The organism is uncultured Sphaerotilus sp. (assembly GCF_963924895.1).
In the GTDB taxonomy this organism is placed as follows: domain Bacteria; phylum Pseudomonadota; class Gammaproteobacteria; order Burkholderiales; family Burkholderiaceae_C; genus Sphaerotilus.
Map to the genome: position 1 here is coordinate 1 of NZ_CAWURG010000067.1, position 17,960 is coordinate 17,960.

Annotated in this window: 12 protein-coding genes; 1 reads left to right on the plus strand and 11 read right to left on the minus strand. The window is 68.8% G+C overall.

Annotation, left to right across the window (positions count from 1 at the left end; translation table 11 throughout):
- From uvrA to purB, 10 genes are all read right to left on the minus strand, one after another.
- The coding region (gene uvrA / locus AABN02_RS20710) for an excinuclease ABC subunit UvrA (RefSeq protein WP_338416825.1) at window positions 1-4,870 on the minus strand (4,870 nt) is incomplete at its 3' end.
- Window positions 4,871-4,924: 54 nt separating this feature from the next.
- Window positions 4,925-7,099: a 3-hydroxybutyrate oligomer hydrolase family protein gene (locus AABN02_RS20715; RefSeq protein WP_338416807.1), complete on the minus strand. Its 2,175-nt coding sequence runs from the start codon at window positions 7,097-7,099 to the stop codon at window positions 4,925-4,927.
- Between the two features lie 143 nt (window positions 7,100-7,242).
- Window positions 7,243-7,974: a PhnD/SsuA/transferrin family substrate-binding protein gene (locus AABN02_RS20720; RefSeq protein WP_338416808.1), complete on the minus strand. Its 732-nt coding sequence runs from the start codon at window positions 7,972-7,974 to the stop codon at window positions 7,243-7,245.
- Window positions 7,975-8,070: 96 nt separating this feature from the next.
- On the minus strand, window positions 8,071-8,568 hold the full coding sequence (locus AABN02_RS20725) for a histidine phosphatase family protein (protein WP_338416809.1): 498 nt from the start codon (window positions 8,566-8,568) through the stop codon (window positions 8,071-8,073).
- A gap of 423 nt (window positions 8,569-8,991) precedes the next feature.
- Complete coding sequence (locus AABN02_RS20730; protein ID WP_338416810.1) at window positions 8,992-11,067, minus strand: acetoacetate--CoA ligase; 2,076 nt, start codon at window positions 11,065-11,067, stop codon at window positions 8,992-8,994.
- Between the two features lie 68 nt (window positions 11,068-11,135).
- Complete coding sequence (locus AABN02_RS20735; protein WP_338416811.1) at window positions 11,136-12,959, minus strand: ABC transporter substrate-binding protein; 1,824 nt, start codon at window positions 12,957-12,959, stop codon at window positions 11,136-11,138.
- A 31-nt stretch (window positions 12,960-12,990) separates the two neighbouring features.
- On the minus strand, window positions 12,991-13,815 hold the full coding sequence (gene pyrF, locus AABN02_RS20740) for an orotidine-5'-phosphate decarboxylase (RefSeq protein WP_338416812.1): 825 nt from the start codon (window positions 13,813-13,815) through the stop codon (window positions 12,991-12,993).
- A 29-nt stretch (window positions 13,816-13,844) separates the two neighbouring features.
- A complete protein-coding gene (locus tag AABN02_RS20745) occupies window positions 13,845-14,456 on the minus strand; it encodes a DUF4276 family protein (protein ID WP_338416813.1) in 612 nt (203 codons plus the stop codon).
- A complete protein-coding gene (locus AABN02_RS20750) occupies window positions 14,453-15,655 on the minus strand; it encodes an AAA family ATPase (RefSeq protein WP_338416814.1) in 1,203 nt (400 codons plus the stop codon). The genes AABN02_RS20745 and AABN02_RS20750 overlap by 4 nt, the downstream gene beginning before the upstream one ends.
- A gap of 42 nt (window positions 15,656-15,697) precedes the next feature.
- Complete coding sequence (gene purB, locus AABN02_RS20755) at window positions 15,698-17,080, minus strand: adenylosuccinate lyase (RefSeq protein WP_338416815.1); 1,383 nt, start codon at window positions 17,078-17,080, stop codon at window positions 15,698-15,700.
- Here purB and AABN02_RS20760 point away from each other — a divergent pair.
- A complete protein-coding gene (locus AABN02_RS20760) occupies window positions 17,079-17,228 on the plus strand; it encodes a hypothetical protein (protein ID WP_338416816.1) in 150 nt (49 codons plus the stop codon). The two genes, purB and AABN02_RS20760, sit on opposite strands and share 2 nt — an antisense overlap.
- 221 nt (window positions 17,229-17,449) lie before the next feature.
- On the opposite strand, the gene AABN02_RS20765 is transcribed toward AABN02_RS20760, so the two are convergent.
- Window positions 17,450-17,818 (minus strand): cyclic nucleotide-binding domain-containing protein, encoded by a 369-nt coding sequence (locus AABN02_RS20765; RefSeq protein WP_338416826.1) that lies wholly within the window; start codon window positions 17,816-17,818, stop codon window positions 17,450-17,452.
- Window positions 17,819-17,960: the final 142 nt, after the last annotated feature.

The following is a 17,960-nucleotide window of genomic DNA, read 5'->3' on the forward strand; positions in this document are numbered from 1 at the left end:
CCTGCACGTTGGCCAGCAGCACGTCGCGGGCCAGCGTCGATTTGCCCGACCCCGACACGCCCGTCACCGCCACCAGTCGCGCCAGCGGCACCTCCACGTCCACGCGCTGCAGGTTGTGCAGCGACGCCCCGCGCAGCGTCAGCACCGGCCCGTCCGGCTCGACCGGGCGGCGCGGGCGGGTGGGGTGCTTGAGCGGGGCGTTGAGGAAGCGGCCGGTGATCGAGTCGGGGTTGGCCATCAGCTCTGCGGCGGTGCCCTGTGCGGTGACCTGGCCGCCGCGTTTGCCGGCGCCGGGGCCGATGTCGATGATGTGGTCGGCGCGGCGGATGGTGTCCTCGTCGTGCTCGACCACCACCAGCGTGTTGCCGGCGCTGCCGAGCTTGTGCATTGCGTCGAGCAGGATGCGGTTGTCGCGCGGGTGCAGGCCGATGGTCGGCTCGTCGAGCACGTAGCACACGCCCTGCAGGTTGCTGCCGAGCTGCGCGGCGAGCCGGATGCGCTGCGCCTCGCCGCCGGAGAGCGTGGGCGCGGCGCGGTCCAGCGTCAGGTAGCCCAGCCCCACGTCGCCGAGGAAGCTCAGCCGGTTGCGGATCTCGGTCACCACGTCGCGGGCAATCGCGGACTCGCGGCCGTCGAGCTTGTGCGCCTCGATCCAGCGCCGGCCGTCGTCCACCGACTTGGCCGCCACCTCCGCGATCGAGGCTTCGCGGAAGCGCACCGCCCGCGACACCGGGTTCAACCGCGCCCCAGCGCAGGTGCCGCAGGTCTTGTCCTCCGCCAGCCCCTCGACCTCCGGCTCGGCGAACGTCTTCTCGCGGCCCTTGTCGCCGTCGTCCTTCACGCTGTCGTCGAGCGCCTTGCGCTGTTCGCCGGTCAGCGTCAGGCCGGTGCCGACGCACTCGGGGCACCAGCCGTGCTTGCTGTTGTAGCTGAACATGCGCGGGTCCAGCTCGGGGTAGCTGGTGCCGCAGGTCGGGCAGGCGCGCTTGGTGGAGAACACCTTGGCCTTGCTGCGGAACGCGGTGGACAGGAAGCCCGCCGCCAGCGACAGGGTCAGCGACTTGGCCGTCAGCGCCGACTTGAGCGGCGTCAGCAGGTGCAGCACGCCCTTGCCATGCTCCAGCGCCTCGGCCAGCGCCGCCCGCAGCCGCGCCTCGTTCGACACATCGACCAGCAGGTCCGCCACCGGCAGCTCGATCGTGTGCTCCTTGTAGCGGTCCAGCTTGGGCCAGGCGTCGGTCGGCAGGAACTCGCCGTCCACCCGCAGGTGCGCGTAGCCCTTGCCCTTGGCCCACTTGGCGAGGTCGGTGTAGACGCCCTTGCGCCCGATCACCAGCGGCGCGAGCAGGCCGATGTGCTGACCGCGGTGGTCGCGCAGCAGTTGCGCGGCGATCGACTCCGGCGTCTGCGGCTGCACGGCGACCCAGTCCTCGGGCGGCGCGTGGAAGTCGCTGCAGGTGGGGCAATACTGCGTGCCGAGCTTGACGTACATCAGCCGCAGGAAGTGCCAGACCTCGGTCGTCGTCGCCACGGTGCTCTTGCGCCCGCCGCGCGAGAGGCGCTGCTCGATGGCGACGGTCGGCGGGATGCCCCAGACGGCGTCCACCTCGGGGCGACCGGCGGGCTGCACGATGCTGCGGGCGTAGGCGTTCAGGCTCTCCAGGTAGCGGCGCTGGCCTTCGTTGAAAAGGATGTCGAAGGCGAGCGTCGATTTGCCGGAGCCGGAGACGCCGGTGATGACGGTGAACTTGCCGCGGGGGATGTTGACGGACAGGCCCTTGAGGTTGTGCTCGCGGGCGTTGACGATCTGGATGCAGTCGTCGTGGGCAAGCCGGGCGCGTTCGCGGCGCGCCTTGACGATGGTCTGCAGCGGCACGCCTTCCTCGACGCGCAGGCCGCCATGCCCGAGCGCCGTTTCGTACTCGCGCAGCGATTTCCCCGTGTGGCTCGTCGGATGCGCCCGCAGATCGGCCGGTGTGCCTTCGGCCACCAGCTCGCCGCCCGCCTCGCCGCCTTCCGGCCCAAGGTCGACGATCCAGTCGCTGGCGCGCACCACGTCGAGGTTGTGCTCGATCACCAGCAGGCTGTGCCCGGCCTCCAGCAGCTTGCGGAACGAGCGCATCAGCTTGGCAATGTCGTCGAAGTGCAGGCCGGTGGTCGGCTCGTCGAACAGGAACAGCGTGCCCTTCTTGGCCAGCTTCTGCTTGGTGGCGCTGGCGCTCTTCGCGGCTTCGGCGAGGAAGCCGGACAGCTTCAGCCGCTGCGCCTCGCCGCCCGAGAGCGTGGGCACCGGCTGGCCGAGCTTGACGTAGTCGAGGCCCACGTCCGCCAGCGGCTGCAGCGCCCGCACCACCTCGCGGTCCTGCGCGAACAGCCGCACCGCGTCGGCGACGGTCAGCTCCAGCACGTCGGCGATGGACATCGGCTTGCCCAACCGCTCGATCTTCACCTCGCGGATCTCGGCCCGGTAGCGCGTGCCGTCGCAGTCCGGGCAGCGCAGGTAGACGTCGCTGAGGAACTGCATCTCCACATGCTCGAAGCCCGAGCCGCCGCAGGTCGGGCAGCGGCCGTCGCCCGCATTGAAGCTGAACATGCCGGCCGTGTAGCTGCGCTGCTGCGACTCCGGCAGCGCGGCGAACAGGTCGCGGATCGTGTCGAAGGCGCCGACGTAGCTCGCGGGGTTGGAGCGCGCCGTCTTGCCGATGGGGCTCTGGTCGACGAACACCGCGTCGCTCAGCCAGTCCGCGCCGAGCATCCGGTCGTGCGCGCCGGGCGATTCGGTGGCCTGCCCGAAATGCCGCGCCAGCGCCGGGGCCAGCACGTCCTGGATCAGCGAGGACTTGCCCGAGCCGCTCACCCCCGTGACGCAGACGAGGCGCTGCAGCGGGAACTCGACCGTCACGTTCTTCAGGTTGTGTTCGCGCACACCTTCGAGCACGAGGCGCGGCGTGCTGTCCAGCACCGGCCGCGCGAGCCCCAGGCCGATCGTGCGCCGCGCGCCGAGGTAGGCGCCGGTCAGCGTCTCGGCGCCTTTCAGGTCTTCGGGCGTGCCATCGAAGACGATGCGCCCGCCTTGGGTGCCCGGGCCGGGGCCGAGGTCGATGATGCGGTCGGCGGCGAGCATCACGGCCGGGTCGTGTTCCACCACCACCAGCGTGTTGCCCGCGTCGCGCAGCCGCGCCATCGCCTGGTTGATGCGGTCCATGTCGCGCGGATGCAGCCCGATCGACGGCTCGTCCAGCACGAACAGCGTGTTCACCAGAGACGTGCCGAGCGCGGTCGTCAGGTTGATGCGCTGCACCTCGCCGCCCGACAGCGTGCGGCTCTGCCGGTCCAGCGACAGGTAGCCCAGGCCCACGTCGCAGAGGTACTTCAGCCGTGTGCGGATCTCGTCGAGCAGCAGCTCCAGCGCGTCGTCCAGCAACTGCGACGGCAGCTCCAGCCCGTCGAAGAAACGCCGCATCCGGTCGATCGGCAGCAGCATCAGGTCGTGCAGGCTCAGGCCCGGCAGCGCTTCGAGCTGCGCCCGGGACCACTTCACGCCGACCGGCAGGAAGCGCTTCTCGGCCGGCAGCGCCAGATCCGCCTGCCCCTTCTCGCCGAGGCGCCACAGCAGCGATTCCAGCTTCAACCGCGCCCCGCCACAGACGCCGCAGGGCGTGTAGCTGCGGTACTTCGACAAGAGCACGCGGATGTGCATCTTGTAGGCCTTGCTCTCCAGGTACTCGAAGAAGCGCCGGATGCCGTACCACTGCTTGCTCCACTCGCCCTTCCAGTCCGGCGAGCCGTCGATCACCCAGGCCTGCTGCGCCGGACTGAGCTGACTCCAGGCGGTGTCGCGCGGAATGCCGGCGTCGCCCGCGTACTTGAGCAGGTCGTCCTGGCATTCCTGCCACGCCGGGGTCTGCAGCGTCTTGATGGCGCCGCCGCGCAGCGTCTTGCGGTGGTCCGGAATCACCAGCCCGAAGTCCACCCCAATCACCCGCCCGAAGCCCCGGCACGTCTCGCAGGCGCCAAACGCCGAGTTGAACGAGAACATCGACGGCTGCGGCGCGCTGTAGCGGCGTTCCGACTCCGGGCAGTGCAGCCCCTGGCTATACCGCCAGACGCTGTCTTCACTCCCTCCCCCAGCGGGGGAGGGCTGGGGAGGGGGCTCCCCCGTGCCAATCGCATAAACATTGCACCTGCCACTCCCCCGCTTCAACGCCGCCTCCAGCGCCTCCACCACCCGCACCTTCTCCGCATTCGAGAACCGGAACCGGTCCGCCACCACATCCAGCACCTTGCGCGGCCCGGTCGGTGTGGCAACCACGCGCTCCGCCTGCACGCGGGTGTAGCCGCTGGCGGACAGCCACTGCTCGACCTCCTCGGGCGTGACCGTGGCCGGCAGCTCGACCGGGAAGGTGATCACCAGCCGCGGATCGCCCGCCGCTGCACTGCGCGCCTGCAGGTCCAGCCAGATGCTCTGCGGATCGTCCTCGCGCACGGCTTGCGCGGTGTCCTGGTCGAACAACTGCGCCGCGCGGGCGAACAGCAGCTTCAGGTGGTCGTTCAGCTCCGTCATCGTGCCGACCGTGGAGCGGCTGGTGCGCACCGGGTTGGTCTGGTCGATGGCGATGGCGGGGGGCACGCCCTCGACCGAATCCACCGCGGGGCGGTCCATCCGGTCGAGGAACTGGCGCGCGTAGGCGGAGAAGGTTTCGACGTAGCGCCGCTGGCCTTCGGCGTAGAGCGTGTCGAAGACCAGCGAGGACTTGCCCGACCCGCTCGGGCCGGTGACGACCGTCAGCTCGCCCGTGCGGATGTCGAGGTCGAGGTTCTTGAGGTTGTGCTGGCGGGCGCCACGGATTCGGATCAGGCCGGTCATCAGAATGCTCTCGCGGGGCGAAAGCGGAACATTCTAGAGACGCGGCCCTCCTGTGCGTCAGTCCGGGACTTTGAGCGTGGTGCCCGTCAGCACGATCTGGTCACCCGCGGCCGGTGCCGTGGCGATGGCCGGCACGTTGGCGGCCGAGAGCGCCGTCGCGCTGGTGGCCCGCGGCGTGGTGCGCACCACCTGGCTGACCGGCAGCGCAGCGCCGGTGTTCAGGTGGTTCCACATCGCGTTCAGCGCCTGGTTCAGGTACGGGTGCAGCGGCACGGTCCGCGTGTCATAGCCAAAGGCCGCTCCGAAGGCGATGAAGGTGTCGAAGTGCTGCGCGTTGGTCACCTCGATGTAGCGCACCTTGGCGGCGTCGGCGGCCGTGTCGCTCAACTGGTTCTTGCCGAAGTAAGCGCGGGCAGTGTGGTTCACGGGCAGGAGCGTGTCGCTGCGGCCCGCGACGATGATGGTGGGCTTGCTGCGCAACTTGGCGGTGAGCTGTACCTCGTTGATGCCGGCGATCACACGGTCGGACTGGGCCTTGAGGGTGCCGGTGAGCGTGGCGCCCGTGGCCTCGTCCTTGCCCGTGACCAGCGAGCGCATGCACAGCGCCCCGTCGAATGCGAAGTCCGCTGTGCCACTGGTGGGCGAGACGGCCAGCAGGTCGAGCTTCGCGCCGCCAACCGACGGGTTGTAGACGAGGTTCACGCCGCCGGTCGGAGGCACGCCGTTGCCGCTGGCGAACAGGCCGGCCTGGGTTGCCGCCACTTGGGCGGCGACGTCACCGGTGGCGGTCGTGTTGGCCATGCTGAAGCCGCAGACGTTGTCGGTGACGCTGAACCGGCCGTAGGTGTTGACGTAGGTGACGGCGATCGAGTTGGTGGCGAAGCGGTAGTGCGACTGCTGGAAGAAGTTGCTCTCGGCCTGCCAGCCGTAGCTGTTGAGCTTGGCGAGCGCCGCATCGGCCTGCGCGGCCAGCGTGGCGCCGGTGAGCAGGCCCTTGGCGGCCAGCGCGGCGCAGCGGTTCTGCGCCGCGGTGGTGTACGCCGCCGGCCAGAACGCGGCGGCCAGCACCTGGCTCGCCTGCGACGACAGCGCAGCGCAGGGCTGGTAGATGTTTTCGTAGGTGAAGTAGTCGATCAGCGGCTTGCTGTGCGTGGCGACATTGGCGGCGCCCTGCTGGATCGTCAGGCCGGTGTTGGCGCCGGGCTGGGCGTTCGGCTCGGAGACCGCGACGCCGTCGATCAGGCCCTCGGTGTCCTGCTCGGCCGCGGCCAGCGCCGCGCCGCCACCGTTCGACACCGACGAGGCGATGACGATGGTGTTGCCGGGGACGATGGTGCGGATCTTCTTGTTCGCGTCGGCGGCGGTGGCCGTGCCGAAGCGCTCGTTGAGCACGTAGAAGGCCAGCCGCACGGCATCAAGGGTGTTCTTGCCCCAGTCCTTCTCGGGGTTCTGCTGCGAGTGGGCGTGCTTGTAGGCGACGCGGTTGGGCGTGGCTGTGTTGAAGGCGGCGACGTCCGAGGCTGCGGCGGCGGACTGGAAGACCGCCTTGCCGGCTGCGGTGGCGGCGGTGAGCATCGTGCCGTCGCGCGCCATGACGGCGCCGCTGGTGAGGTCGTGCAGGCCGTTGCCGGTGCCCTTGTCGGTGTAGGCGACCGCGCAGCCGCGCTTGAGGCCCCACTCGCCCGCGGTGCCGATGGCGCCGTAGACGCCGCGCGAGCCGGACGAGGTGGCGGTGACGATGCAGGGTTTCTTCGCGTCGAAGCTGTCGGGCACCTGCACCATCAGCGTGACGTTCTGCTGGCCGGTGCCATCGTCGGCGTAGGCGATGTACTCGCGGCCGGCGATCTTGCCTTCGCCGAGGGTGCTGGCGCCGGTGAGGTCGATGTTCGGGCCGTAGAGCACGCCCATGCCGCCCAGCGGGGTGTAGTCGACCAGCGCGCGGTAGTTGTTGTAGATGGCGTTGCGGCGCAGTTCGGACGCGGTGGGCGTGGCCGGCACCGCGTAGGCGGGTGCGGCGCCCATCAGACCGGTCTTGCCGAGGCCGCCGGTCAGCAGGTCGTCGGCCGTGCCGTCATAGGTCTTCTCGACGATGGCGCCGGCCATGCCGGCGGGCAGGGTGTTGATGTCTTCGTTGCTGGCGCTGGAGGCACAACCGCCCAGGACGAGGGCGGCGAGGGCCGCGGCAGCGATGGGGGTGCGGTGCGGGATCGGGGTCGGGATCGACTTGTTCATTGGAATCTCCCAGGGAAGGTGCCCGGTCGGTGTGCCGGGTGGATTCACCTTGCCACGCTGGCAGATTCACGCCATGCCGAAACCCCCTGTATCAGAGAAAACCCCGAGACGATCGTGGTGCGGCCGCGGCACGGCCTGGGGAGTCACTGCACCAAGGTGGTGAGCTGGTCGAACGCGGCGAGGTCCATCGGCTCGAAACGGCTGAAACGCAGGTCCTCGAGGACCTTCTTGCCGGACGGGTCGGAGTCCATGCCGCACAACACTGCGCGCACGTCCTCGATCCGGTCGGCCAGTTCGGGGCCGACGCAGAAGCAGTGCGAGGCGCTCTGGCTCTCGGTGGCGGCGACGATGTCCAGGGCTTCGCGGGTGGAAGCGCTCAGGCCGTGCCAGGTCTCGTTGAAGACAAAACCGACATCGGCCTGCCCCGCGAGCACGGCCTGCGCGGCCTTCAGGTGGTTGCCGGCCATGTGGAAGCTGCAGTCGGCCAGCGGCACCTGCAGCTGGTTCAGCAGCGTCAGGCCGAGGAAGTGCACGATCAGCTTGTCGGTGGCCGAGGCGACCTTCAGCGGCCGTGTCGCCGGCAGGCCGACGCCGCGCCGGGCGACCAGCATGGTCTCGTCGAACACCCCCGCCGGCCGGGCGACCGGCACGAAGCCGCGCTCATGCACGTACTTCAGCGCGCTGTAGGGGTTGGCATAGACCAGGTGGATGCCGCCGGCGAGCACCTGCTCGCGCTCGACGTTGAAGTTGTCGCGGGGTTCGAAGCGCATCGCCAGCCCGAGCTTGCGCTGCAGGTAGGTGTTGATCAGGAACCAGCCGGCGAGGTTCTTGGCGGTGTCGTGCGGACAGACGGAGAGTTGGTAGCGGGTGGACATCGTGCGGAGCGGAAACCCTGGGGGCGATGGCGCCGATTCTCCGCAGCTCCGCTGACGCTGAAGGTCCGGAGACCCATGGAACTACAGGGTTTCTCTTCAGCCCATCAGCGCGCAGGGCACCGACCAGAGCAGCTGTCCGGGCTGCGCGCTGCGCACATCGACCGTGATGCAGGTCAGCGAGGCCTTCTTGACCCGCACGATCGGGTGCGGGCTGCCGAGCAGGCGGCTGATCAGGTCGGACAGGTCCGGCTCGTGGCCGACCATCCACAGCGAGCCGGTGTCCGCCTCGGTGTCGATCAGGTCGCGCAGGTGGGCGAGCGCTTCCGAGGCCGGGGTGCCCAGGCGCAGCCAGTCGACGATCTGCGGCATGGGGCAGTCGGGCAGGCGGTGGCTGAACTGGGTGGCCGTCTCGACCGCGCGCACCAGCGGGCTGCTGAGCAGGCGCTGGGGCAGCAGCCCCTGGCGCTCGCAGAAGCGGGCCACGGCGCGGGCCTGGCCGAGGCCCTTTTCGGTGAGCGCACGTTCGGCGTCCGGCATCGGCAGGGTGCGGTCCTGGGCCGTGGCGTGGCGGAGAAAGTAGAGAGAGGTCGGCACGGTGGGCATTGTCATCCAGACCCGGGGGAGCGTGGGGGCTGGAATGGAAGCTGTTGGAATCCGGCTCCGCGTCGCGTGGGGTCTGAACCTGGCGCTCTCTGCACCTCAGCCCGCGGCGATGGGATCGTCAGATTCCAACAGCGCCACCGTCAGCGCGCCGCACGGGGCGTGCGCTGCGCAGTCGTTGTCGTTGCCCGGTGCGTCCCGGGACAACATGGAATGCATTGACGCATGGCGCCGCGCAGCGCAAGTAACCAGATCTGCCCAGTACCTTTGTCGGGTCTGGTCGATTCAGGCGGTCCGACGGGCGTGTATCACCTGATAAACGTGCAAATTGCCCATTTATCCGTTGATGGCCCCGTGATCCGGGGGTTCCGTTGCATGTGCTTTCGATGCGTGCAGTAACAAACCTGCACCGGATCGTCACACAGTCGGGGCAGCTGCGCCCCCATTCGGGGCGTGGTCCACAAACCAGTCGACCGCCTCGGCATTGGCGATCGCGTCGCGGCGCAGCACCGTGTCGGGCGCCGCGCCCAGCAGCAGCCGCTTCACCGGCAGCTCCATCTTCTTGCCCGACAGCGTGCGCGGAATGCCCGGCACGGCGTGGATCTCGTCGGGCAGGTGGCGCGCCGAGGCGCGGGTGGCGATGGCGTGGCGCAGGCGCTCCTGCAGGGCCTCGTCCAGCACGGCGCCAGTCTGCAGCACCACGAAGAGCAGCAGCCGGTGCGGCTGGCCCGGGGGATCGAGGTCGATCGCCAGGCTGTCGAGCACCTCGGGGATTGCCTCGACCGCGCGGTAGAGGTCGGCGGTGCCCAGGCGGATGCCGTGGCGGTTGAGCGTGGCGTCGCTGCGGCCCAGGATCACGGCGCCGGTGTAGCCCTGCTCGGGGTGCGGCACCAGCCGGACCCAGTCGCCGTGGCGCCAGATGGCCGAGCCGCTCTCGCTGGCCGGGTAGTGGGCGAAGTAGCTCTCGGTCAGGCGCACGTCGCCCGTGTCCCGCCAGAAATACAGTGGCATCGAGGGCATCGGCCGCGTGCAGACCAGCTCGCCCACCGCGTCGGTCAGCGGCTGGCCGCGGCCGCTGGCGTCCGGGTCGGTCCAGGCTTCGACCGCCGCGCCCAGGCAGCGGCACTGCATTTCGCCCGGCAGGTTCGGCAGCGTCGGCAGCCCACCGACGAAGGCGCCCGCGAAGTCGGTGCCGCCCGCGATCGAGGTGATCCAGATCGGCTGGCCGTGCACCGGCGGCAGGTGTTCCCAGAGCCAGTTGTAGCACTCGGGGGCCAGTGGCGAGCCGGTCGAGCCGATGGCGCGCAGCGCGGACAGGTCCGTCACCCGGCGCAGGTCGATACCGGCCTTCATCACGCCGGCATGGAAGGCGGCACCGGCGCCGAAGAAGGTCACCCCGGTCTCGCCGACGAACTGCCACAGGCGCGACCAGTCGGGCGACTCGGTGCTGCCGGCGGGGTGGCCGTCGAAGAGGCAGAGGGTGGTGCCGCCGAGCAGGCCGCCGACCTGCAGGTTCCACATCACCCAGCCGGTCGAGGAGATCCAGTGGAAGCGGTCGCCGGTGTCCACCGTGGGGCCGAGGTTGTTGTGCAGGGTGTTGAGCTTGAGCGACTCCAGCACGATGCCGCCGTGGCCATGCACGATGGGCTTGGGCAGGCCGGTGGTGCCGCTGGAGTAGACGATCCACAGCGGGTGGTCGAAGGGCAGCCATTCCGGCTCGAACTCGGGGTTGCCAGCCAGCAGCGGGCGCAGGTCGTAGGCGCGCCGGCCGGGACGGACGAACTCGTCGACCTCGGCGTCCTTGTCGAGGCAGGGCCACAGGACCACGTGCCCGACGCTGGGCAGGCCGTCCAGCAGGGTGTGGACCAGCGGCAGGCGGTCGTGGTCGCGGCCGCCGTAGGTGGTGCCGTCGCAGGCGATCAGCACCTTGGGTTCGATCTGGCGGAAGCGGTCGAGCACGGCCTGTGCGCCCATGTCCGGCGAACACACCGACCAGATCGCCCCCAGGCTGGCGCAGGCCAGGAAGGCCACCACCGTCTGCGGCGCATTGGGCAGGTAGGCGGCGACGCGGTCGTTGCGCTGCACGCCCATGCCCCGCAGCGCCACCGCCAGCGAGGCGACCTCGCGGCGCAGCTCCGACCAGCTCAGCGACAGCGTGCGGCCTGCGTCCTGCAGCCTCTCGTTGCGGAACAGGATGGCGGGGATGTCGGCGCCGTGCGCGGCGTCGGCGTGGCGGAAGACCTGGCGGGCGTAGTTGAGCTGCGTGCCCGGGAACCAGACGGCGCCCGGCATCCGCTCTTCGGCCAGCGCCCGGGTCGGCGGCGTGGGCGATTCGATCTCGAAGTAGTCCCAGACCGACTGCCAGAAACCGTCCAGATCCGTGACCGACCATTGCCATAGGGCGTCGTAGGTGTCGAACGAGTGCCGGCGGTGGAGGGTCAGCCAGCGGAGGTAACGGGTGATCTGCGGCTCTTGCGGCTCGTGGGGCGCCATGTGGGATCCAGTGTTCGGCTGTTACAGCGAAAGATGCCAACTTTCTATCAGAAATGGTCCCAGGCCTGCTATTTCGGTCGCTGAGTTGCCCCGGCATCGATGTCGATGTACGGCCACCAGGTCAGCCAGAAGGGCGCCCGCCGGTAGCCGATCACCTGCGGCTGGGTCAGGTCGGTGATGAGCCGGTGCACATGGAAGCGGTAGGGCGCGTAGGCCAGCAGCAGCCGGTTCGCCTCGCGGAAGGCCGCGAGCCGCTCGGGGCCGTCGGGCAGGGCGGTGATGCGGTCGTAGACCTGGTCGAAGGCCGGGAGCTGGAAACGCGCCATGTTGCCCTTGCCGACCGAGGCGCTGTAGCCGCACTCCAGCGCGCCCTGTCCGTCGGGCGAACCGGCGCTGGAACCGACGCGCCACAGCATGAACTTGCCCGCCCGCGTGGACTTGAGGTTCTCGCTCCACTGGCCGACCTTCAGCTCGACCTTCAGGCCCAGCGTGTCCATGTTCTTCTTGTAGATCTCGTCGAGCTGGCGGCTGGTCTGGTCGGCCTGCGTCAGGATGACGAGGGTCAGCTTCGAGCCGTCCGGGCGCTCGCGCCAGCCGTCGCCGTCGCGGTCCACATAGCCCCAGGTGTCGAGCAGCGCGCGGGCGCGGGCCGGCTGGTACTCGCCGATCTCGGTGCGCAGCGCGGGGTCGTGGCCGTAGGTGCCGGGCTGGATGCCGGCTTGCGCGGGCATGGCTTCGCCGCGGCGGCCGAGGCGGATCTCGCGCTGGATGTCGAGCCCGAGGCTGATCGCGCGGCGCAGCGCGACCTGCTGCGGCGCCAGTCCGCCGATCAGCGGGTCTTCCATGTTGAAGACCGTCATCGTCACGTCCGAACCAGCGATGCGGTACTTGCGGATGCCCTTCTTGGCGAGGTGCGGCGCGAGTTCGCCCTTCACCAGCGCCTGCGGGATGTAGTCGGCCGGCACGCGCTCCAGCAGGTCCTGCTCGCCGTTGAGGAAGGCGAGCCAGCGCGGCTGGGCCTCCTCGATGATCGACACCTCGACCCGGTCGAGCATGGGGATGCGCCGGCCCTTGAAGCGCGCCAGCAGCGCCTGGCCCTCGGTGTCGTCCGGGTTGGGCGTGGCGTCGTAGAAGCGCTCGCGGTAGCCGGTGAAGCGCTCCATCACGATCATCGAACTGCGCCGCCACTCGGCCAGCCGGAAGGGGCCGGTGCCGATGGGGTGCTCCATCACCTTGTCGCCGTAAAACTCGACCACCTCGCGCGCCATCGCCTCCATGCCGGCCAGCGTGTAGAGAAACCGTGGCCGCGATGCGCGCAGCCGGAAGCGCAGCGTGTAGCGGTCCAGCGCCTGCGCACCTTCCACCGGCTGGTTGTAGTCGAACGGCTTCTTCGACTGGATCGCCGCGTCGCGCAGCGCCTGCAGGCCGAGGATCCCCTGCTCCTCCAGCGAGGTGTGGCCGGGGCTCTTGGTCGCGGGATCGTAGTAGCGCTTGAGGGTGTAGACGTAGTCCTCGGCGGTCAGCTCGCGCGGCTGGCCTTTGAACGCCGGGTCGTCGTGGAACAGGATGCCGGGGCGTATCTTCAGCGTGAAGCTGCGGTGGTCATCGGCGATCTCGGGCAGCGCGACCGCCGTGCAGGGCCGGATCAGGAAGGGCCGCGCCAGGTGGTCGTACTCCAGCAGCGTCTCGAAGATGTGCGCGGTGATGGTGTGCGAGTAGAGGTCGCTCACCTGCGGCGGGTCGAAGCCGGTTTCCGCCGCATTGAAGGCGTAACGCAGCACCTTCGCCGGGGTTGCCACGCCCGCCTCGGCCGCGTGCAGCCAGTCCGGGGTGGCCAGCAGGCCGGTGCCGGCCGCAGCGGCGGTCAGCAGATCACGTCGCGTCGGGGTCACAGGCGGCCTCCAGGCAGCAGAGAAGACAGGGTCAGCCGCGGGCCGCGTTCAGCTGGTCGCGGGTGGCGATGGCGACGCGGCGGGCCGCTTCGGCGAAGTCCTCGCCGCGACTGGCGTAGAGCACGGCGCGCGAGCTGTTGACGACGATGGTGCCCGCCGCGGTCAGGCCGGCCTTCACCGTCGACTCCGCATCACCGCCCTGCGCACCGACGCCAGGGATCAGCAGCGGCAGCGTCGGGGCGATGGCGCGCACGCGGGCGATCTCGGCCGGGAAGGTGGCGCCGACGACCAGCCCGATCTGGCCGGTGCTGTTCCATTCGGTCTGCGCGAGGTGCGCGAGGTGCTCGAACAGCCGCGGCTGGCCCGGCACATCGGCCAGGCGCTGCATCTGCCAGTCGTTGCCGCCGGGGTTGGAGGTGCGGCACAGCAGGATCACGCCCTTGTCGGCGTAGGCCAGGAACGGCTCGATCGTGTCGCGGCCCATGAACGGCGACAGCGTGACCGCGTCCGCCCGGTAACGCACGAAGGCCTCGCGGGCGTACTGCTCGGCGGTCGAGCCGATGTCGCCGCGCTTGGCGTCGAGGATGACGGGCACGTCGGGCGCGACCGCCTTCATGTGCGCCATCAACTGTTCGAGCTGGTCCTCGGCGCGGTGTGCGGCGAAGTAGGCGATCTGCGGCTTGAACGCGCAGACGAGGTCCTTGGTCGCGTCCACGATGGCGGCGCAGAAATCGTAGATCTTCGACGCGTCACCGGCCCAGGCGCCGGGGAACTTCATTGGCTCGGGGTCGAGGCCGACGCAGAGGAGGGAGTGGTTCTGCTGGGTGGCGCGGGCGAGCTGGGTGGTGAAGGTCATGGTGCGGGAGTGCGGAAGTGGTGTGCGAGTCAGTCGGCCGGGCAGAAAAGGCGTGTCTTGGCGACCCAGTCGCTGCAGAGTTTGCGAAAGGAACGGCTGCGATCGAAGGCCATTTGCAGATCCATGCGTGCCGAGAGCGCCGGCTGGTCGGTGACAGGGTGGTAGCCGCTGCGGTCTGCCTTGCGCAGGGCCAGCCAGCCTTTGGCGTTGCGCGGTTGTTCTGCGTCTGCTTCGGCATCGTCACGCGAAATGCGCAGGCTGCGGTGACCCTCCAGCGATGCAGCCGCCGCGATGAACCAGGCTTCGTATTCGCGGTTGGCCAGCACCACGGCCACCGGCCGGTGGGGAACGATCTGCTGTGCGCGCTCGCGCAATTGCTCGCCGAGCGCTTTCGGGCAGTCGTCGTCCGCATCCAGCAACACGAGAATCCAGCCGGACTCGCCGCATTTGCTGGCCGCCAGTTGCAGATGGCGGCTGAACTCCTGCGGCCTGTTCACCAGACTCATCCGGGGCACGCGGATCGGCGTCAGGATCTGCACCGGGCAGTCGGGGGTTTGCCATTGCCAGATCCGGCGAAGCAGGATCGGCAGGGCGAGCACCTCGCCATCGCCTTCGACGATGGCACTGACCTTGACTGTCACGGCTCGATCTCGCCGAACAGCGAGACCTGGCGCTGCTGGGCCAACAGGCTTTCCGGATCAGGCGCCAACTGGTTCAGGCGTAGCAATTCTCCTGCCGAGAACAGGTGCTGCTTCATCGCATCTTTGGAGCTTGTGTCCAGCGGCGCGATGCGGGTTTCGCTGCCTTCCGAGACGACGGCCCGCACAGTGTCTGCGTCCAGATCCGGGTCGTCCATCAGGTCCGGGCTGTGGCTGGTCACGATGATCTGGGTGCGTTGGGAGGCGCGGTTCAGCGCATCTCGCAAGGCACGGCTGGCTGCAGGATGCAAGGCGGTTTCCGGCTCCTCGATGCCGATCAGCGTGGGCGCGTGGTCCGGGTTGCCCTGGAACAGCGCGGTCAGCACGCCCAGCGCCCGCAATGTGCCGTCCGACATGTTCTGTGCCGTGAAGCGCCAGGGGTGTTTCGCGCCGGCCATGTTCTGGCGGAATTCCAGCGTCTCCAGCGGGCCGATCTGCTTGCGCTCGACCCCTTCGATCATCGGCACGACGATCTGCAGGTACTCCTGGATCAGGGCCAGCGAGTCCGGCGATGTGCGCTCCAGGTGACCGATCACGCTGGCGATGTTTTCCCCGACAGGCTTGAGCAAGCGCCCGTCCTGCGGTTTCTGGGGGTCGCGCATCACCTTGGGGTTGAGGTTGTAGAAGCCCATGCCGGTCAGGGCATCAAACACCGGACGAAAGGCTTTCAGGCCGGACAGCGACACCAACGCAAGCCGGTCCGAGGTGATGGCGGGAAAGAACGCCTCGCTGCTGGCCTTGATGCGACCACGTTCGATCTCGAAATGGGGGCCGTGGCCCTTGCCACCGACCGAACATTCCTCGTTCTGGACTTCATAACCGCGGTCCGCCAGCGCGCCGACATTGAAGGCGTAGTGCCCGGTCTGGCCATCCCGCAGGCGGAATTCCAGCCGGATGCCGAAGTTCTTCGGGTGTCCGCTGGAACGCTGGCGCACCTCGGACAGCCCACCTCGCTCGTTCAGCGCGATGTCCAGCGAGCCGGTCAATGCATCTCTGACCAGATGCATGGCATCCAGGAAGTTGCTCTTGCCCGACCCGTTGGCACCGACCAGATAGGTCAGCGCGCCGAGTCGCACATCGCAAGACCCGATGCTCCGGTAATTGCGCAGCACCACGCGGGTCAGAAAGATCGAGGAGGTCATGGACGTCGATTGTGATGCCGCAACGAGGGGGCCGAGCGCCGATCAGCCGCCGATGCGCCGCGCCAGCTCCGCCGCCATCCCCGTGTAGCTCCCCGGCGTCATCGCCAGCAGCCGGTCCTTCTCGTGCTGCGGCAGGTCCAGATCCGAGACGAAGCCGCGCATCAGCTCTGCCGTCATCGGCTGGCCGCGCGTGAACTTCTTGAGCTGCTCGTACGGCTCGGGCAGGCTGTAGCGGCGCATCACCGTCTGGATCGGCTCGGCCAGCACTTCCCAGGCGTCGTCCAGGTCATTCGCCAGCGCCGCGGCGTTCAGCTCCAGCTTGTCCAGGCCGCGCAGCAGGCTGTCGTAGCCCAGCAGCGCGTAGCCCAGCGCCACGCCCATGTTGCGCAGCACGGTCGAATCCGTCAGGTCACGCTGCCAGCGGCTCACCGGCAGCTTCTGCGCCAGGTGGGTCAGCAGCGCGCTGGCCAGGCCGAAGTTGCCCTCGGCGTTCTCGAAGTCGATCGGGTTGACCTTGTGCGGCATGGTCGACGAGCCGACTTCACCTTCCTTGGTCTTCTGCTTGAAGAAGCCCAGCGAGATGTAGCCCCACACGTCGCGCGACCAGTCGATCAGGATCGTGTCGACGCGGGTGAAGGCGTCGAACAGCTCGGCCATGTAGTCGTGCGGCTCGATCTGGATGGTGTACGGGTTGAAGGTCAGGCCCAGCGCACCTTCGATGACACCGCGGCTGAAGCCTTCCCAGTCGTGCTCCGGATAGGCCGACAGGTGGGCGTTGTAGTTGCCGACCGCGCCGTTCATCTTGGCCAGCAGCTTCACGTCGGCGATGCGGGCACGGGCGTTCTTCAGGCGCGCCACGACGTTGGCGATTTCCTTGCCGACGGTCGTCGGGCTGGCGGTCTGGCCGTGGGTGCGGCTGAGCATGGGCACGGCGGCGAACTGCTGCGCCTGCGCGGTCATCTTCGCGATCACCTTGTCCAGCATCGGCAGCATCACCTCGTCCCGCGCGCTCTTGAGCATCAGCGCGTGGCTGGTGTTGTTGATGTCCTCGCTGGTGCAGGCGAAGTGGACGAACTCGCCCATGCGCTCCAGTTCGGCGTGGCCGGCGATGCGGCGCTTGATCCAGTACTCGACCGCCTTGACGTCGTGGTTGGTGGTCTTCTCGATGTCCTTGATGGCCTGCGCGTCGGCTTCCTTGAAGTGGATGACGAGCGAGCGCAGCAGGCCCCGTGCGGCCTCGGACAGCGCCGGGAATTCGCTGAAACCGGCGTCCGACAGCGCGATGAACCACTCGATCTCGACCTGCACGCGGCGGTGCATCAGGCCGAACTCGCTCAGCAGCGGGCGCAGGGCGGAGACCTTGGCGGCGTAGCGGCCATCGAGCGGCGACAGGGCGGTCAGGGGTGTGAACTGGGAATGGGGCATGGTCGGACTCGATGCGGTGGGGGCGTTGGGCGCTGATTTTACCGGGCGCACATGCCGGCAGGCCGGCGGTGTCGGCCTGCTCGCCCAGACCCGCCTGCAGCTCGAACTGCTCGACATCGAGCCAGAACTCGCCCGCGGTGACGGATGACGTTGAGGTTGTTGCGCGCCGCCGGTGCAGCAGCAGGAACATCAGCAGCACACGTGCCTTGCCCCGCGGCAGGTCCAGCACCTGGGAGGATCCGACCCAGATCTGCAGGCCGTCGGGCTTCCCCACTGGTTCAGCGTCGCATCCCACGCACCCAGCAGCATGCGGGTGGCGGCAGTCAGGGGACCTGTCGGCGCTTGGGTCACGTGCGGGCTCCGTCCGGGTCATGGAGGGACGGAGTCTAGATATGCATCCAGTTGTTTCGACCACATCGGCCAGTGCCGCTGCAGCAGGGGCCCGAGCGCGTCCGGGGCCAGGCGCACCAGCAGGGTGTCTTCCTGCACGAGGACGGTCGCGCAGCGTGGCCGGCCGTCCAGGGCGGCGATCTCGCCGAAGACGCCCCCAGATTCGATGTCGCGAAAGCGAACTTTCCGGCCGCTGGGCGCGAGCATGATGACGCGAACACGCCCGGCACGGATCAGGCACAGGTCCCGTTCATGGGTTTCTCGCGTCATGATGGTTTGTCCGCGCCGGTACCGCTTGAATCGGGCGGATGGGGCGCAGACCCAGCAAGGTCGGCGAGGGATTGGCAGGAAGTTGGGTCATGGCAGGTACAGCTTTGCCTTGAAGTGTGAAAAAAATCACGAACAATGACCGGCGTCGATTTTTACGTTTTTTCACATGTGCGGGTATCGAGTGGGTGCAATGCATGTCCGTAGAACTGAGGACATGGTG